Here is a 16878-nt window from a genome sequence, read left to right on the forward strand (position 1 = left end):
AGCGTCTGTGTCGGTGTGTACAATGACCTCCCTTTTGCCCCCGCTAAGCCGGCGAACGTTCGGCGTGGAAGGTAACCGGTTGAATTGAAAAGAAATTTGCCTCGGTATAAGAGGCAGCCTGGTGAGAAAGTGTCTATGAAAGCAGGTCTGTACCAACCCGATGAATTCAAGGATAACTGCGGATTCGGCCTGATAGCCCATATGCAGGGCGAGCCCAGTCATACCCTTCTGCAAACGGCCATCGAGGCCCTGACCTGCATGACCCACCGCGGTGGGATCAACGCCGACGGCAAGACCGGTGACGGTTGCGGCTTGCTGATTCAAAAGCCCGACCAGTTCCTGCGCGCTGTCGCCAAGGAGCATTTCGCGGTCGACCTGCCCAAGCAGTACGCCGTGGGCATGGTGTTTTTCAACCAGGACCCGGTCAAAGCCGAAGCCGCTCGCGAGAACATGAACCGCGAGGTCGTCGCCGCCGGCCTGCAACTTGTCGGCTGGCGCAAAGTGCCGATCGACACCAGCGTGCTCGGCCGTCTGGCCCATGAGCGCCTGCCGCAGATCGAACAGGTGTTCATCGCCGGTGAAGGCCTGAGCGACCAGGACATGGCGATCAAGCTGTTCACCTCCCGTCGTCGCTCGTCCGTGGCCAACGCTGCCGACACCGACCACTACATCTGCAGCTTTTCCCACAAGACCATCATTTATAAAGGCCTGATGATGCCGGCGGACCTCACCGCCTTCTATCCAGACCTGAGCGATGAGCGTCTGCAGACCGCAATCTGCGTGTTCCACCAGCGCTTCTCCACCAACACCCTGCCGAAATGGCCACTGGCCCAGCCGTTTCGCTTCCTCGCCCACAATGGCGAGATCAACACCATCACCGGCAACCGCAACTGGGCCGTGGCCCGTCGCACCAAATTCGCCAATGACCTGATGGACCTGGAAGAGCTCGGCCCGCTGGTCAACCGCGTGGGCTCCGACTCCTCCAGCATGGACAACATGCTCGAACTGATGGTCACCGGCGGCATCGACCTGTTCCGTGGCGTGCGCATGATCATTCCGCCAGCGTGGCAGAACGTCGAGACCATGGACCCGGACCTGCGTGCATTCTACGAGTACAACTCGATGCACATGGAGCCGTGGGACGGCCCGGCCGGCGTGGTCATGACCGACGGCCGCTACGCGGTGTGCCTGCTCGACCGCAACGGTCTGCGCCCGGCGCGTTGGGTCACCACCACCAACGGCTTTATCACCCTGGCGTCGGAAATCGGCGTATGGGACTACAAGCCTGAAGACGTGATCGCCAAAGGCCGCGTCGGCCCTGGCCAGATCCTGGCCGTGGACACCGAAACCGGGCAGATCCTCGACACCGACGCCATCGACAACCGCTTGAAGTCGCGTCACCCGTACAAACAATGGCTGCGCAAGAACGCCCTGCGCATCCAGGCGACCATGGAAGACAACGACCACGGTTCGGCCTTCTACGACATCGACCAGCTCAAGCAGTACATGAAGATGTATCAGGTCACGTTCGAAGAGCGCGACCAGGTGCTGCGTCCGCTCGGCGAGCAAGGCTACGAGGCGGTCGGCTCCATGGGCGACGACACGCCGATGGCCGTCTTGTCCCAGCGCGTGCGCACGCCATACGACTACTTCCGCCAGCAATTCGCCCAGGTGACCAACCCACCGATCGATCCGCTGCGCGAAGCTATCGTGATGTCCCTGGAAGTGTGTCTCGGTGCCGAGCGCAATATTTTCCAGGAGTCGCCCGAGCACGCCTCCCGTGTGATCCTCAGCTCGCCGGTCATCTCCCCGGCCAAGTGGCGTTCGTTGATGAACCTGGAGCGCCCAGGCTTCGACCGTCAGATCATCGACCTGAACTATGACGAGAGCCTCGGCCTTGAAGCCGCAGTGCGCAACGTCGCCGACCAGGCCGAAGAAGCCGTGCGCGCCGGGCGTACCCAGATCGTGCTGACCGACCGTCATATTGCGCCGGGCAAGCTGCCGATCCATGCCTCGCTGGCTACCGGTGCCGTGCACCACCGCCTGACCGAAAAAGGCCTGCGCTGCGATTCCAACATCCTCGTGGAAACCGCCACCGCCCGCGACCCGCATCACTTTGCGGTGCTGATCGGCTTCGGCGCCTCGGCGGTGTACCCGTTCCTGGCCTATGAGGTATTGGGTGACCTGATCCGTACCGGTGAAGTGCTGGGCGACCTCTACGAGGTGTTCAAGAACTACCGTAAGGGCATCACCAAGGGCCTGCTGAAGATCCTGTCGAAGATGGGCATCTCCACCGTCACCTCCTACCGTGGCGCGCAGTTGTTCGAAGCCATCGGTCTGTCGGAAGAAGTGTGCGATTTGAGCTTCCGTGGCGTGCCGAGCCGTATCAAGGGCGCGCGGTTCGTCGACATCGAAGCCGAGCAGAAAGCCCTGGCGGCCGAAGCCTGGAGCGCGCGCAAGCCGATCCAGCAAGGCGGCCTGCTCAAGTTTGTGCACGGTGGCGAGTATCACGCGTACAACCCGGACGTGGTCAGCACCCTGCAAGCCGCCGTGCAGCAGGGCGACTACGCCAAGTTCAAGCAATACACGAGCCTGGTGGATAACCGCCCGGTATCGATGATCCGTGACTTGCTCAAGGTCAAGACCTTGGACACGCCGATGGACATCAGCGAAGTCGAGCCGCTGGAATCGATCCTCAAGCGTTTCGACTCTGCGGGTATTTCCCTGGGCGCCTTGTCGCCCGAGGCCCACGAAGCCCTGGCCGAAGCCATGAACCGCCTGGGCGCGCGCTCCAACTCCGGCGAAGGCGGTGAAGACCCGGCGCGCTACGGCACTATCAAGAGTTCGAAAATCAAGCAGGTCGCGACTGGTCGTTTCGGCGTCACCCCGGAATACCTGGTCAACGCCGAAGTGCTGCAGATCAAGGTAGCCCAGGGCGCCAAGCCCGGTGAGGGCGGCCAACTGCCGGGCGGCAAGGTCAACGGTCTGATCGCCAAGCTGCGTTATGCGGTCCCGGGCGTGACCCTGATCTCGCCACCGCCGCACCACGACATCTACTCGATCGAAGATTTGTCGCAGCTGATTTTCGACCTCAAACAAGTCAACCCGCAGGCGCTGGTCTCGGTGAAACTGGTCGCGGAAGCCGGCGTAGGCACCATCGCCGCCGGTGTGGCCAAGGCCTATGCCGACCTGATCACCATCTCCGGTTACGACGGCGGCACCGGCGCATCGCCGCTGACCTCCATCAAATACGCCGGCGCGCCGTGGGAGCTCGGCCTGGCCGAGACCCACCAGACCCTGCGCGGCAACGACCTGCGCGGCAAGGTCCGTGTGCAAACCGACGGCGGCCTGAAAACCGGTCTTGACGTGATCAAGGCGGCAATTCTCGGCGCCGAGAGCTTCGGCTTCGGCACCGCGCCGATGATCGCCCTGGGCTGCAAATACCTGCGCATCTGCCACCTGAACAACTGCGCCACCGGCGTCGCCACTCAGAACGAGAAGCTGCGCAAGGATCACTACATCGGTACCGTCGACATGGTGGTGAATTTCTTCACCTACGTCGCCGAAGAAACCCGTGAGTGGCTGGCCAAGCTGGGCGTGCGCTCGCTGGAAGAGCTGATCGGTCGTACCGACCTGCTGGACATCCTTGAAGGCCAGACCGCCAAGCAACAGCACCTGGACCTCACGCCGCTGCTGGGCAGCGATCACATCCCGGCAGACAAGCCGCAATTCTGCCAGGTGGACCGCAACCCACCGTTCGACAAAGGCCTGCTGGCCGAGAAAATGGTCGAGATGGCCAGCTCCTCGATCAACGACGCCAGCGGTGGCGAATTCGCCCTGGACATCTGCAACTGCGACCGTTCCATCGGCGCACGCATCTCCGGCGAAATTGCGCGCAAGCACGGCAACCAGGGCATGGCGAAGGCGCCGATCACGTTCCGCTTCAAGGGCACCGCTGGCCAGAGCTTCGGCGTATGGAACGCCGGTGGCCTGAACATGTACCTCGAAGGCGACGCCAACGACTACGTGGGCAAGGGCATGACCGGCGGCAAGCTGGTGATCGTTCCGCCTACAGGCAGCGTCTACAAGACCCAGGACAGTGCCATCATCGGCAACACCTGCTTGTACGGCGCCACGGGCGGCAAGCTGTTCGCCGCCGGTACGGCCGGTGAGCGTTTTGCCGTGCGTAACTCCGGTGCCCACACCGTGGTTGAAGGCACGGGCGACCACTGCTGCGAGTACATGACCGGGGGCTTTGTCGCGGTACTGGGCAAGACCGGTTACAACTTCGGTTCGGGCATGACCGGCGGTTTCGCCTACGTGCTGGATCAGGACAACACCTTCGTCGACCGGGTCAACCACGAGTTGGTCGAGATCCAGCGGATCAGCGGCGAAGCCATGGAATCCTACCGGAACCACTTGCAGCACGTGCTGGACGAGTACGTCGAGGAAACCGGCAGCGAATGGGGTCGCAACCTCGCCGAGAATCTCGATGATTACCTGCGTCGTTTCTGGCTGGTCAAGCCCAAGGCTGCCAACCTGAAATCGTTGCTTTCCAGCATCCGTGCCAACCCGCAGTGATATGCGCCTGAAGAGTTTGATGAGGTTTTAACATGGCTGAACGTCTGAATAACGACTTCCAGTTCATCGATGTCGGGCGCAAAGATCCGAAGAAGAAACTGTTGCGTCAACGCAAGAAAGAGTTCGTGGAAATCTACGAACCCTTTAAACCCCAGCACTCGGCCGAACAGGCACACCGTTGCCTGGGCTGCGGTAACCCGTATTGCGAATGGAAGTGCCCGGTGCACAACTTCATTCCCAACTGGCTGAAGTTGGTGGCCGAGGGCAACATCCTCGCCGCCGCCGAGCTGTCGCACCAGACCAACACCCTGCCGGAAGTGTGCGGCCGGGTGTGCCCACAGGATCGTCTGTGCGAGGGTGCCTGCACCCTTAACGACGGTTTCGGTGCGGTGACCATCGGTTCGGTTGAGAAGTACATCACCGACACGGCGTTCGCCATGGGCTGGCGCCCGGACATGTCCAAGGTCAAGCCGACCGGCAAGCGCGTGGCGATCATTGGCGCAGGCCCTGCCGGCCTGGGTTGCGCCGACGTGCTGGTGCGTGGCGGCGTGACCCCGGTGGTATTCGACAAGAACCCGGAAATCGGCGGCCTGCTGACCTTCGGTATCCCCGAGTTCAAGCTGGAAAAAACCGTCCTGAGCCATCGTCGCGAAGTCTTCACCGGCATGGGTATCGAGTTCCGCCTCAATACCGAAATCGGCAAGGACGTGACCATGGAGCAACTGCTCGAAGAATACGATGCCGTGTTCATGGGCATGGGCACCTATACCTACATGAAGGGCGGTTTTGCCGGTGAGGACCTGCCGGGCGTGTACGACGCTCTGGACTTCCTGATCGCCAACGTCAACCGCAACCTGGGTTTCGAAAAGTCGCCGGAAGATTTTGTCGACATGAAAGGCAAGAAGGTCGTGGTGCTGGGCGGTGGTGACACCGCGATGGACTGCAACCGTACGTCGATTCGCCAGGGTGCCAAGTCGGTAACCTGTGCCTACCGTCGTGACGAAGCCAACATGCCGGGTTCGCGCAAAGAGGTGAAGAACGCCAAGGAAGAGGGGGTGAAATTCCTCTACAACCGCCAGCCGATCGCGATTGTCGGTGAAGATCGCGTCGAAGGCGTCAAGGTGGTCGAGACCCGTCTCGGCGCACCGGATGCCCGTGGCCGTCGCAGCCCCGAGCCGATCCCGGGCTCCGAAGAGATCATCCCGGCCGACGCCGTGGTCATCGCATTCGGTTTCCGCCCAAGCCCGGCGCCGTGGTTCGAGCAGTTCCAGATCCAGACCGACAGCCAGGGCCGCGTCGTCGCGCCGGAACAGGGCCAGTACAAGCACCAGACCAGCAACCCGAAAATCTTCGCCGGTGGCGATATGGTGCGCGGTTCCGACCTGGTGGTAACCGCGATCTTCGAAGGCCGCAATGCTGCCGAAGGGATCCTGGATTACCTGTGCGTCTGATGACGTAGCGGCAAGTTTCAAGCGGCAAGCGGCAAGTTAAAAGCACAATGGCTTCAACTTGCCGCTTGTAGCTTGCCGCTTGCCGCTGTCTTTTGAGACCATACCCGCACTTTTTTTGCGGATGCCGACATGACTGCCCTCAAGAACGACCGTTTCCTGCGTGCCCTGCTCAAGCAGCCTGTAGACGTCACCCCCGTGTGGATGATGCGTCAAGCCGGTCGCTACCTGCCGGAATACCGCGCCAGCCGCGCCCACGCCGGCGACTTCATGAGCTTGTGCATGAACCCTGCGTTCGCCTGCGAAGTCACGATGCAGCCTCTGGACCGCTACCCACAACTGGATGCGGCCATTCTGTTCTCCGATATCCTCACCATCCCCGATGCCATGGGCCAGGGCCTGTACTTCGAGACCGGTGAAGGTCCACGTTTCCGCAAAGTCGTCAGCACCCTGGCCGACATCGAGGCCCTGCCGATTCCCGATCCGCACAAGGACCTGGGCTACGTGATGGACGCCGTCAGCACCATCCGCCGCGAGCTCAACGGGCGCGTGCCGCTGATCGGCTTCTCCGGCAGCCCGTGGACCCTGGCCACCTACATGGTCGAAGGCGGTTCGTCGAAAGACTTCCGCAAGACCAAAGCCATGCTCTACGACAACCCACAAGCCATGCACCTGCTGCTGGACAAGCTGGCCCAGTCGGTGACCGCGTACCTCAACGGCCAGATCATGGCCGGTGCGCAAGCCGTACAGATCTTCGATACCTGGGGCGGCAACCTGTCGGCAGCGGCGTACCAGGAATTCTCCCTGGCCTACATGCGCAAGATCGTCAGCGGCCTGATCCGTGAACACGAAGGCCGCCAGGTGCCGGTCATTCTGTTCACCAAGGGGGGTGGCCTGTGGCTGGAAAGCATCGCCGATGCCGGTGCGGACGCCCTGGGCCTGGATTGGACCTGCGATATCGGCGAGGCCCGCCGTCGCGTCGGCAGCCAGGTCGCGCTGCAAGGCAACATGGACCCGACCGTGCTGTACGCCAAGCCGGAAGCGATTCGCGCCGAAGTCGGGCGCATCCTGGCCAGTTATGGCAACGGCACCGGACACGTGTTCAACCTCGGCCATGGCATCACCCCGGAAGTGAATCCAGACCACGCCGGGGCGTTCCTGCAAGCTGTGCACGAATTGTCCGCGCAATATCACCAGTAACATCCCGCCCCAAGCGAGCCGCCCCCTGCCTGGCAGAGGGCGGCTCGCTGCGCTTCAGCGTTCGTTAAGTCCTGCCTTGATAGTCTGCAGAGGTTGGGATTTCTCCTACAGCCTCTGGTAACTCGCCTCGGTAAAAATCCTACCCGACGTTTCCACTCGCCAGCGATTGGCGTTCATTGTCAGGTGCTATCAGGATGAACACTTCAGCGTATTCAACGGGCCAGAAACTGCTGCATTGGGTTTCGGCCGTCATCATTATGTGGTCTTTGTTATCCGGTTTTGCCGTGGCCGTCTTCAGCGTGCCGGCGTCGGTAAAGGCATGGGTCGCGTTCTTCAATGTGTCGTTGACCACCCTCTATATTCCGGTTTTTGCCTTGCGGGTGTACTGCTCCTTCGGCCATGGCCTGGATTTTTCCATCAAGCGCACGTTGCAGGAATACATGGCGTTGCTGGTGCATAAGGCCATGTACCTGGTGCTGGCCGTGGTGCTGGCGACGGGCGTACTAATGATGGATCGACCGATCAATATCTTTAACCTGGCCTTCATTGCGCCATTTGAAACCGACCCTGCGCGTATCGCCCTCTATACCCGCGTACACGTGCTGTCCTGCGTGGCGCTGTTGTTGATGCTGGTGCTGCACATCGGCGCGGTGGTCCTGCATGAACGTCGCGGCAAGCGGGTGATGGCGCGGATGTCGTTCGCGGCGGCCGCTCCTCAGGCCGAGGCCAGCGGTGGCAGCTTTGCCAGCTTCAACGCCACCAGCAAGGCGCCGATCAACAGCGCGACGATAAAACCGCCAATGCCATGCCATCCGCCAAAGTGCCAGAAGAACCCGCCCGCCGTGCCGGCAATACTCGACCCGGCGTAGTAGCAGAACAGGTACAGCGACGATGCTTGCCCTTTGGCTTTCACCGCACGGCGGCCGATCCAGCTGCTGGCCACCGAGTGGGCGCCGAAAAACCCGAAAGTGAACACCAGCATGCCCGGAACGATCAGCCACAACGGTGTGAACAGGGTCAGGGCCATGCCCGCCAGCATCACCAGGATGGTGGCCCACAGCACGCGCCGGCGGCCGAGGCGGTCGGCCAGCGAACCGATCCTGGCCGAGCTGTAGATGCCCGAGAGGTAGACCAGCGATAACAGGCCCACCCACGCCTGGCTCAGATCGTAAGGGGCGGCGAGCAGGCGATAACCGATGTAGTTGAACAAGGTCACGAACGCACCCATCAGCAGGAACGCCTCCAGAAACAGCCACGGCAGCCCGGCATCCTTGAAGTGCATGACAAACCCGTCCAGCAGGCTGCGCGGCCTCAGGCTGCGAGGGCGGAAATTGCGCGATTCGGGAAGGATTTTCCAGAACACCGTCGCGGCAACCAGCGCCAGGGCGCCGATGATCAGCATCCCGGTGTGCCAACTGACGAAATCGATCAGTACTCCCATGATCAGGCGCCCGCTCATGCCGCCGATGGCGTTGCCGCCGATATACAGGCCCATGGCCAGACCGATGTGTTGAGGGTGGATCTCTTCGCTCAAGTACGTCATGGCCACGGCCGCCAGCCCACTGAGCGCCAGCCCCACCAGCGCACGCATAAACAGGATGCCTTCCCAGGAAGGCATCAGGCCGCTGGCGATGGTGGCAAGCGCGGCACAGAACAACGCGGCCACCATCACCGGTTTACGCCCCAGGGTGTCTGAAATCGGACCGGTGATCAGCAGCCCCAGCGCCAGCATCGCCGTGGAAACCGAGAGGACCAGGCTGCTCTGCGCCGCGTTGATGGAAAACTCATGGGACAGCGCCGGCATCATCGGCTGTACGCAATACAGCAGGGCAAACGTGGCGAAGCCGCCGGAGAACAGCGCGAGCACCGTGCGCATGAACAGCGGCGTGCCTTTTTCGATGTACTCGTCGTTAAGTTGCGCCACCACCTCATCCAGAGCGGTGGGCGGGGCATCTTGAGCGAGTGGCGCGACAGCAGGTTTCACAGAGACCTCGGGGCGATAAAAGCCGGGCAGAGCAGGCAATGCAAAAAAGCATATAGCTGGCTAATGATTCTTTCCAATATATTGTTCGACCTGTTTGATAGCTTTAACGACCTAATGAGGCAAGCATGGAATTACGTCATCTGCGGTATTTCATCGCGGTCGCCGAAGAGCTGCATTTTGGCCGTGCGGCGCAGGTACTGGGCATCTCGCAACCGCCCCTGAGCCAGCAGATCCAGGCGTTGGAGAACGAAGTGGGAGCGCGGCTGTTCGAGCGCACCAATCGTCGGGTCGAATTGAGTGAAGCGGGGCGCCTGTTCCTGCAAGAGGCACGCCTGGTGCTGGCCCAGGTCGATAAAGCCGCAGACGTGGCGCGGCGGGCACAGTTGGGCGAACTGGGAGAATTGAAGATTGGCTTCACGTCATCGGCGCCGTTCAATGCCAGCATTCCCCAGGCGATCTTTGCCTTCCGTCAGGCATTCCCGGCGGTTCACCTCAACCTGCAGGAAATGAGCAGCACCGAGGTGGCCGAGTCGCTGGTGGATGAGTCGATTCAGGTCGGGCTGATGCGTCCGTTGCCCTTGCCGGATTCGCTGGCTGTGATCGAGCTGATGCGCGAACCGCTGGTGGCCGTGCTGAGCGCCGGCCACCCTCTGGCGCAAGGCTCCGAGCGTGGCTTGCACCTGGCGCAATTGGCGCAGGAGCCGTTTGTGTTTTTCCCGCGCAGTTACGGCAGTGGCTTGTACGCCCAGTTGCTCAACCTGTGCCGCGACGCCGGCTTCAGCCCGCGCTTCGCCCAGGAAGCAGGGGAAGCGATGACGATTATCGGGTTGGTGGCGGCGGGGTTAGGCGTGTCGGTACTGCCGGCGTCGTATCAGCGCATCCGCATCGATGGCGTGGTCTATCGCACGTTGCTGGATCAGGAGGCGGTGACGGCGGTCTGGCTGGTACAGCGCAAAGGCGCACAAACGCCGATGGCGAAGGCGTTTGTGGAGTTGTTGGTGGTGAGCGGGCTTGCCCCGCGTTGGGCTGCGCAGCAGCCCCAAATCTGACGCTGTGATCTGTCTGAAAAAACGCGGTGATCTTGTTGGGGCCGCTTCGCAGCCCAACGCGGGCAAGCCCGCTCGCCACAGAGGTGGTGCCTGGCTTTGGTTTTACTTCGACGTTCCCGTCTGCTCAAACAACTGCGCCGCCGACCCTGCCTCGCCACTCACACCATTACTGCGCAATCCCGCCATGATGTCGTTATCCAGGTTGTTCACCCAGCGGTTGTAATTGCGATGGATCTTGCCGTCCTTGTAGCCCAGGTCGCGGCTGTCGCGGTAGGTGATGGCATAGCTACTGCGGGTGTAGTGGATGTCGATTTCAGCGTGGTACTGGCCGCGTACGGTGATTTCGGCCTGAACCAGTTGCGGGCTCAGGCGCTGCACGGTCCATTCGCGTTTCTGCAAGGCGTTGACGATCACCTGCTTCATTTTTTCTTCGCTGACCTGCGTTCCGGCCGGTAGCTCACTGTGAGGGTTGAGCACCGGTTTGCTGGTGCAACCGGCGGCGCTCAGCAGAGCCAAAGTGATGAAGGTGGCGCGTAGCAAGGAAGACATTCCGTTTTCTCCAATCGATTAATAAATCAGGACCAGCGGCGAAAGATCAGCGACGTATTGACGCCACCAAAGGCAAAATTGTTGTTCATCACATAGTCGTGATGCATCTGGCGAAAGCCGCCCTGCAGGTAATCCAGCTCGCCACACTGCGGGTCGACCGTGTCCAGGTTGAAAGTGTGCACGTACTGGTCGCGGTTCATCATTTCGATGCTGAACCACGACTCCAGCGCCCCGCACGCGCCCAGGGTGTGGCCCAGAAAGCTCTTTTGCGAACTGATAGGCATGCGACTGCCGAACAGGCTGCTGGTGGCCAGGGTCTCGGCGATGTCGCCCTGATCGGTGGCGGTGCCATGCCCGTTTACGTAACCGATGGCGGCCGGTGCCAGCCCGGCGTCTTCCAGGGCCAGTTCCATGGCGCGGCGCATGGTTTTCTGTTCCGGGCGGGTGGTGTGCTGGCCGTCGGCGTTACTGCCGAAGCCGACGATTTCCGCATGGATGTGCGCACCGCGCGCCAGGGCGTGTTCCAGTTCTTCGAGCACCAGCATGCCGCCGCCTTCACCGATCACCAGGCCGTCGCGGCCGCTGTCGTAGGGGCGTGGGCTGGTCTGCGGTGCGTCGTTTTTCAGGCTGGTGGCGTACAGCGCATCGAATACCATGGCTTCGGTGGGGCAGAGCTCTTCGGCACCGCCGGCGAGCATCAACGGCAGGCGCCCGAACTTGATCGCCTCGTAGGCATAGCCGATGCCCTGGCTGCCGCTGGTGCAGGCGCTCGAAGTGGGAATCAAGCGCCCGGTCAGGCCAAAAAAAATGCTGATATTCGCCGCCGTGGTGTGCGGCATCATGCGCACATAGGAGTTGGCGTTGAGCCCCTCGGCCACCGAGTTGAGCAGCATGTTGCCGAAAGCCTTGATCTCATCGGTGCTGCCGGTGGACGAACCACAGGCCACGCCCATGCGCCCGTCCTTGATCGACTCATCGCCGAGCAAACCGGCATCCTGCAACGCCTGCTCCGCGGCCCACACCGCCAGGCGCGAGACGCGGCCCATGCTGCGCAGTTGCTTGCGTGTCCAGTGGGAGGGCACCACGAAATCGTCGATGGGCCCGGCCAAGCGCGTGTTCAGTTCGGTGAAACGGTCCCATTCGTCCATGCGCCGGATACCGCTGCGGTTGGCGCGGAAGTTGGCCGAAATGGTCGGCCAGTCGCTGCCCAGGGAGGTCACGCCGGCCATGCCGGTGACGACGACACGCTTCATCAGCACAGGCCCCCATTCACCGCCAGCACCTGGCGGGTGATGTAACCGGCTTCCGCAGACATCAGGAAGTTCACCGCCCCGGCCACTTCTTCCGGGGTGCCCATGCGTTGTGCCGGGATCATTTTCATCAGTTCCTCGACGGGTACGTTTTCGTCCAGCATGGCCGTGTCGATCAGCCCCGGCGCGACGCAGTTGACCGTGATCCTGCGCTTGCCCAGCTCGATGGCCAGGGCCTTGGCCGCGCCGATCAGGCCGGCTTTCGAGGCACTGTAGTTGACCTGCCCGCGATTGCCGATCAGCCCCGATACCGAGGTAATGCACACGATGCGCCCGGCCGCGCGACGACGGATCATCGGCATCATCACCGGGTGCAGCACGTTGTAGAAACCGTCCAGATTGGTGCGCATCACCACGTCCCAGTCGTCCTCCGACAAGGCCGGGAACGCGCCGTCGCGGGTCAGGCCGGCGTTGAGCACCACGCCGTAATAGGCGCCGTGTTGCTCCACATCGGCTTCAAGGATGTGCTTGCAGCTGGCGCGATCCGCCACGTCGAACTGCAGCACCCGCGCCTGACGGCCCAGGGCCTGGATCTGCACCTGCACCGCATCCGCCTCGGCGCGGCCGCTGCGGCAGTGCAGCACAATGTCGTGGCCCGCCTGGGCCAGGCGCAGGGCAATGGCGCGGCCGATGCCACGGCTGGAGCCGGTGACCAGTACGGATTCAGTCATGGCGTTTCGTCCTTCGATTCATCTAAATAGGCGGCCGCCTGGGGCGGTCGAAATACGTTCAAGCGCGCGCTGGCGTGGAACCCGTCGCCGCGCAGGTGGCATTCGAACACACCCATGCCGTTGTCGTCTTCCAGCGACCGCAGGCCGTGGATGCTCAGCTCGGCGCCGGCCGGGAAGTGCTCGACGTTGCACTCGAACTTACGTGTGCCCAGCAGGAAGCCTAACGCCACCGGCTCGCCTTTGCGGCGGGCGTGGCAGCCGGCGTAGGCGGCGACGCTCTGGGCCATCAGTTCGATGCCGACCCAGGCCGGCAGGCTGCCGTCAGGGCGGTTGAACAGGCCACCGGGCTTGACGGTGGCGCGGGTGTGAATCTGTTCTTCGTCGAACGACAGCACCTGGTCGATCAGGATCATGTCGCCCGCGTGGGGGATCAGTTCGGCGAGTGGCCAATCGATCATGGGGCCTCTCCGATAATCAGGCTGACGTTGTTGCCGCCGAAGGCAAACGAGTTGCTCATCAGGCAGGTTTTCTCCAAAGGTTCGCCGACACGCGCCCATTGCAAGGCCGGGAGCACAGGGTCGGCCTCGCCGTCCCACACATGCGGTGGCACCTGGCCGTGGCGCAGGCTCAGCCAGCAGAACGCGGCTTCCAGCGCGCCGGCGGCGCCCAGGGTATGGCCGCTCATGGGTTTGGTCGACGAGCAGGTCACGCCGGCGGGGAACAGGCTGGCGACTGCCAGGCTTTCCATGGCGTCGTTGTGCTGGGTAGCGGTGCCATGCAGGTTCAGGTAGCCGATCTGCTCAGGCATCAGTTTTGCGCTGGCCAAGGCCTTGCGCATCGCCTGCAACGCGCCCTTGCCGCTCGGCTCCGGCGCGGAAATATGGTGCGCATCGCAACTGGCGCCGCTGCCCAACAGGGCGATGGGCGCCGGTTGCCTGCTCATCACGAACAGCACGGCCGCTTCACCGATATTGATGCCGTCCCGGTTGCGCGAAAACGGGTTGCAGCGCGTGTCGGATACCGCTTCCAGCGCGCTGAAACCGTTGAGGGTCAGCTTGCACAGGCTGTCCACGCCGCCGCAGATCACCGCGTCGCACAGGCCCAGGTCCAGCAGGCGCCGGGCACTCATCAGCGCACGGGCGCTGGAGGTGCAGGCGGTGGAAATCACATAGGCCGGGCCGCTCAGTTGCAACCAGTCGGCGAGGAAATTTGCCGGCGCGCTGAGTTCCTGTTGCTGATAGTCATAGGTGCCGGGGAAGTGGTTGTCACGCAGGTACTCGGCGATGCCACGACTGGCCTCATCGATGCCCGAAGTACTGGTGCCGAGCACCACGCCCACGCGCGAGGCACCGTAGGTGTGGATCGCCTGGCGAATCTCGTCCTCGATCTGCAACGCCGCTTCCAGCAACAGTTGATTGTTGCGGCTGCTTTGCTGGCCCAGTTCAACCGGGATACGCGCCAGCTCACCCTGCACGCCGCCCACCGGCAATACGCGTTCCGGCACCCAGCCACTTTCGGCGCGCATGCCCGAGCAATCGCCGGCGAACAGGTTGCGGCTGACTTCGGCCTGGCCTCGGCCAAGGGCGCAGATCAGGCCGAGGGCGTTCAGGTAGGCGCTCATCGGGCGGCTCCAAGCGGCGTGATGCGGTAGCTCAAAGGCTGCCCCGCGATGTTCACGCTGAATACTTCGGAAGACTGGTACACGATCTGCCAATGGCCCGGCAGGGTGCGCGTCAGGTCCCGCGCCTGGGCGCTGGGGTACAGCGCGCGCACCTCATCCGCCGACGTCAGGGCAAATAACAGCGCGGCGAACAGCTCACGCGCCTGCGGGTTGGGCGGCAGCAAGCCATCGGCCTGCCACTGGCCGTCGACCAGTTTCTGCCGGGCCTGGGGAATACCCAGCGGGTCCATCATCGACCAGCGCAATGCGGCGCCTTCGCGTTGCACCACCAGCAGCCAATCCTGGGTCTGGCCGTCCGCCAGGCGTTGCACATGCAGTTGCAGCGGCAGCGGCAGGCGCGGGGTGGTCGCGGGCAGCGGCGGCTGGCTGGCGCAGGCGCTGAGCAGCAACAGGCAACCGATCAATAACGCGCGGATCATGGCGCAACGCTCGCCAAGGGTTTGCGCGCCACGCAGTTGACCAGGGTTTCTTCGCGCTGGCCCACCGGTTTCGGCCGGCGCAGGCGCAGGCGTTCGAGCAGGCCGAAATCCTTCGAGCGGCTCCACCACAGGTACGGGTACGAGACATTCTGCGGGCCGAACTCAAAGCCTTGCTCACGCAGCATCGCCAGATACCCTTCGGCGCTTTTCTGCACGTGCATGGGGTGGCGGAACAGCCAGCGGATCACCCAGGTGTCGATATAGGCTTCGGTGGATTCGGCAAACAGCAGGTAGCCGCCGGGTTTGAGCACCCGGTAGAACTCTTGCAGCGCACGGTGCTGTTCCACCAGATGGTGGAAGGTCTGGTGGCAGAACAGTAGGTCGACGCTGTTGTCCGCCACATCGAGGGTGGCGCAATCGCTGCCGATCAGCTCGACGCTCAAACCCTGGCGCTCGGCCTCGGCCTGGCTCATCTGCAAACTGTGGGGGTCGGCATCCAGGCCGATCAGGCGCGCCGGTGCAAACGCTTGCTGCAGCAGGGTGAACGATTTGCCCTGACCGCAACCGGCGTCCAGCAGCACCGGCGCCTGGGGCAGCGGCTCGCTGAACAGGCCGCGCAGGTCGTTGATGGCCACGCGCAGCACGTAATGTTGCCAGGTGTGGCTGCGCAGGAACCACAGGCCGAAGCGGGTTTCCTCGACGTAGTTTTTGCTCAGGTAGGGCGTACTCATACCGGCTCACTCGCACAGATTTCCGACAACATCCGCAAGCGTCGCTTGGGCTCGCTGACAAACGGGTTGCGCTCGTCCCATGCATAGCCGGCAAGAATCGAGCTGATCATGCGGCGAATCTCCGGGGCGCTGCCGGGATGGAAAATTACATCCTGGAACGTCCCGGCGTACCAGCCTTCGACGTAGCAACGGAAAGTGTCGACGCCGCGCTTGAGGGGCGCGGCGAATTCGGTCTGCCAATCCACCGTCTCGCCGCTCAACTGGCGGTGCAGCACGCCGGCGGCCATGCTGGCCGAGCGCATGGCGATGGTCACACCGGAGGAGAACACCGGGTCGAGGAATTCCGCTGCGTTGCCCAACAGCGCAAAGCCCGGGCCGTGCAAGGTCGTGACGTTCGCCGAGTAGCCGCCGATGCTGCGCGCCGGCGTATCCCACACAGCGTTTTGCAGCACGCCGGCCAGGCTCGGCGTTTCGGCGATAAAGCCGCGCAGGCAAGCGTCGAGATCATCGCCACGGGCGTCGAAATGCTCCTTGGCCGCAACCACCCCCACCGAGCAGCGGCCGTTGCTGAACGGTATGGTCCAGAACCAGATGTCGCGCTGGGTGGGATGGGTGGTCACGAGGATCTTGGTGCGGTCGAAGCCTGGGTGTTCGATGCGGTCTTCGACGTGGGTGAACACCGCCTGGCGCACCGGAAAATTCGACGGAGCTTCCAGGTCCAGCAGGCGCGGCAGCACGCGGCCGTAGCCGCTGGCATCGAGCACGAACTTGGCCTTGAGGTGGTACTCGCTGCCGTTCTCGCGACGCACATGCAAGTAACGGCAGTCACCTTTGAAGTCCACGCCGACGATGGTTTCGCCGTAGCGGATATCCACACCCTGCAGTTCGGCCTGGTCGGCCAGCAACTTGTCGAACTCGCCGCGCTGCACCTGGAACGTGGTGGGCTTGCCATCGCTGAACGTATCGCTGAAATCGAAGGCGCTGTAGCGCTCGCCCCAGGCGAACGCGGCACCGGTTTTCAGTTGGAAACCTGCTGCCTGCACGGCGTCCAGCATGCCGGCCTCTTCGATGAAATCGATGCAGTGGGACAGCAGGCTTTCACCGATCGAGAATCGCGGAAAGTGCTGGCGCTCGATGATCAATACGTCATGCCCCTTGCGTTTGAGCAGCGCGGCGGCGATAGCGCCGGACGGGCCGGCACCGATCACCACGACCTGGCGACGTTCCATTTCAACTGTGGGCACGAGGGCTCCTT

At 62.7% G+C, this 16878-nt stretch carries 13 protein-coding genes and 1 pseudogene; 5 read left to right on the forward strand and 9 right to left on the reverse strand.

Annotated elements, in window-relative coordinates; genetic code table 11:
• The first annotated feature begins 135 nt into the window (after positions 1 to 135).
• The 4 genes and pseudogenes from gltB to PSH94_RS02005 form a co-directional block, all read left to right on the forward strand.
• On the forward strand, positions 136 to 4581 hold the full coding sequence (gltB, locus tag PSH94_RS01990; protein WP_305436276.1) for a glutamate synthase large subunit: 4446 nt from the start codon (positions 136 to 138) through the stop codon (positions 4579 to 4581).
• Between the two features lie 32 nt (positions 4582 to 4613).
• Positions 4614 to 6032 (forward strand): FAD-dependent oxidoreductase, encoded by a 1419-nt coding sequence (locus tag PSH94_RS01995; protein WP_181080356.1) that lies wholly within the window; start codon positions 4614 to 4616, stop codon positions 6030 to 6032.
• A 129-nt stretch (positions 6033 to 6161) separates the two neighbouring features.
• A complete protein-coding gene (hemE, locus tag PSH94_RS02000; RefSeq protein WP_181080357.1) occupies positions 6162 to 7229 on the forward strand; it encodes a uroporphyrinogen decarboxylase in 1068 nt (355 codons plus the stop codon).
• Between the two features lie 257 nt (positions 7230 to 7486).
• A pseudogene (locus PSH94_RS02005) lies at positions 7487 to 7864 on the forward strand (cytochrome B); the annotation flags it as partial.
• Positions 7865 to 7944: 80 nt separating this feature from the next.
• On the opposite strand, the gene PSH94_RS02010 reads toward PSH94_RS02005, so the two are convergent.
• Positions 7945 to 9213, reverse strand: a complete 1269-nt coding sequence (locus PSH94_RS02010; protein WP_181080358.1) for an MFS transporter — start codon at positions 9211 to 9213, stop codon at positions 7945 to 7947.
• A gap of 125 nt (positions 9214 to 9338) precedes the next feature.
• Between PSH94_RS02010 and PSH94_RS02015 the strand changes: the two genes are divergently transcribed.
• Positions 9339 to 10262 (forward strand): LysR family transcriptional regulator, encoded by a 924-nt coding sequence (locus PSH94_RS02015; protein WP_181080359.1) that lies wholly within the window; start codon positions 9339 to 9341, stop codon positions 10260 to 10262.
• A 102-nt stretch (positions 10263 to 10364) separates the two neighbouring features.
• Here the strand turns inward: PSH94_RS02015 and PSH94_RS02020 are convergent, their stop codons facing one another.
• Genes PSH94_RS02020 through PSH94_RS02055 form a run of 8 tightly spaced genes read right to left on the reverse strand, consistent with a single transcriptional unit; the run spans position 10365 to position 16867 of the window.
• A complete protein-coding gene (locus PSH94_RS02020; RefSeq protein ID WP_181080360.1) occupies positions 10365 to 10811 on the reverse strand; it encodes a hypothetical protein in 447 nt (148 codons plus the stop codon).
• A 26-nt stretch (positions 10812 to 10837) separates the two neighbouring features.
• A complete protein-coding gene (locus PSH94_RS02025) occupies positions 10838 to 12064 on the reverse strand; it encodes a beta-ketoacyl-ACP synthase (RefSeq protein WP_034095712.1) in 1227 nt (408 codons plus the stop codon).
• Complete coding sequence (gene fabG, locus PSH94_RS02030) at positions 12064 to 12792, reverse strand: 3-oxoacyl-ACP reductase FabG (protein WP_181080361.1); 729 nt, start codon at positions 12790 to 12792, stop codon at positions 12064 to 12066. Before fabG ends, PSH94_RS02025 begins: the two co-directional genes overlap by 1 nt.
• A complete protein-coding gene (locus tag PSH94_RS02035) occupies positions 12789 to 13250 on the reverse strand; it encodes a hotdog family protein (protein WP_034136590.1) in 462 nt (153 codons plus the stop codon). The genes fabG and PSH94_RS02035 overlap by 4 nt, the downstream gene beginning before the upstream one ends.
• Positions 13247 to 14413 carry a beta-ketoacyl-[acyl-carrier-protein] synthase family protein gene (locus PSH94_RS02040; RefSeq protein ID WP_305436279.1) on the reverse strand — a complete coding sequence of 389 codons (1167 nt, stop codon included), beginning with the start codon at positions 14411 to 14413 and terminating at the stop codon, positions 13247 to 13249. The genes PSH94_RS02035 and PSH94_RS02040 overlap by 4 nt, the downstream gene beginning before the upstream one ends.
• Complete coding sequence (locus PSH94_RS02045; RefSeq protein ID WP_253510076.1) at positions 14410 to 14892, reverse strand: hypothetical protein; 483 nt, start codon at positions 14890 to 14892, stop codon at positions 14410 to 14412. Before PSH94_RS02045 ends, PSH94_RS02040 begins: the two co-directional genes overlap by 4 nt.
• Positions 14889 to 15623 carry a class I SAM-dependent methyltransferase gene (locus PSH94_RS02050; protein ID WP_305436281.1) on the reverse strand — a complete coding sequence of 245 codons (735 nt, stop codon included), beginning with the start codon at positions 15621 to 15623 and terminating at the stop codon, positions 14889 to 14891. Before PSH94_RS02050 ends, PSH94_RS02045 begins: the two co-directional genes overlap by 4 nt.
• Positions 15620 to 16867 (reverse strand): NAD(P)/FAD-dependent oxidoreductase, encoded by a 1248-nt coding sequence (locus PSH94_RS02055; RefSeq protein WP_253510080.1) that lies wholly within the window; start codon positions 16865 to 16867, stop codon positions 15620 to 15622. Before PSH94_RS02055 ends, PSH94_RS02050 begins: the two co-directional genes overlap by 4 nt.
• Positions 16868 to 16878 lie beyond the last annotated feature (11 nt).

The organism is Pseudomonas sp. FP2254 (assembly GCF_030687695.1).
Lineage (GTDB): Bacteria > Pseudomonadota > Gammaproteobacteria > Pseudomonadales > Pseudomonadaceae > Aquipseudomonas > Aquipseudomonas quebecensis.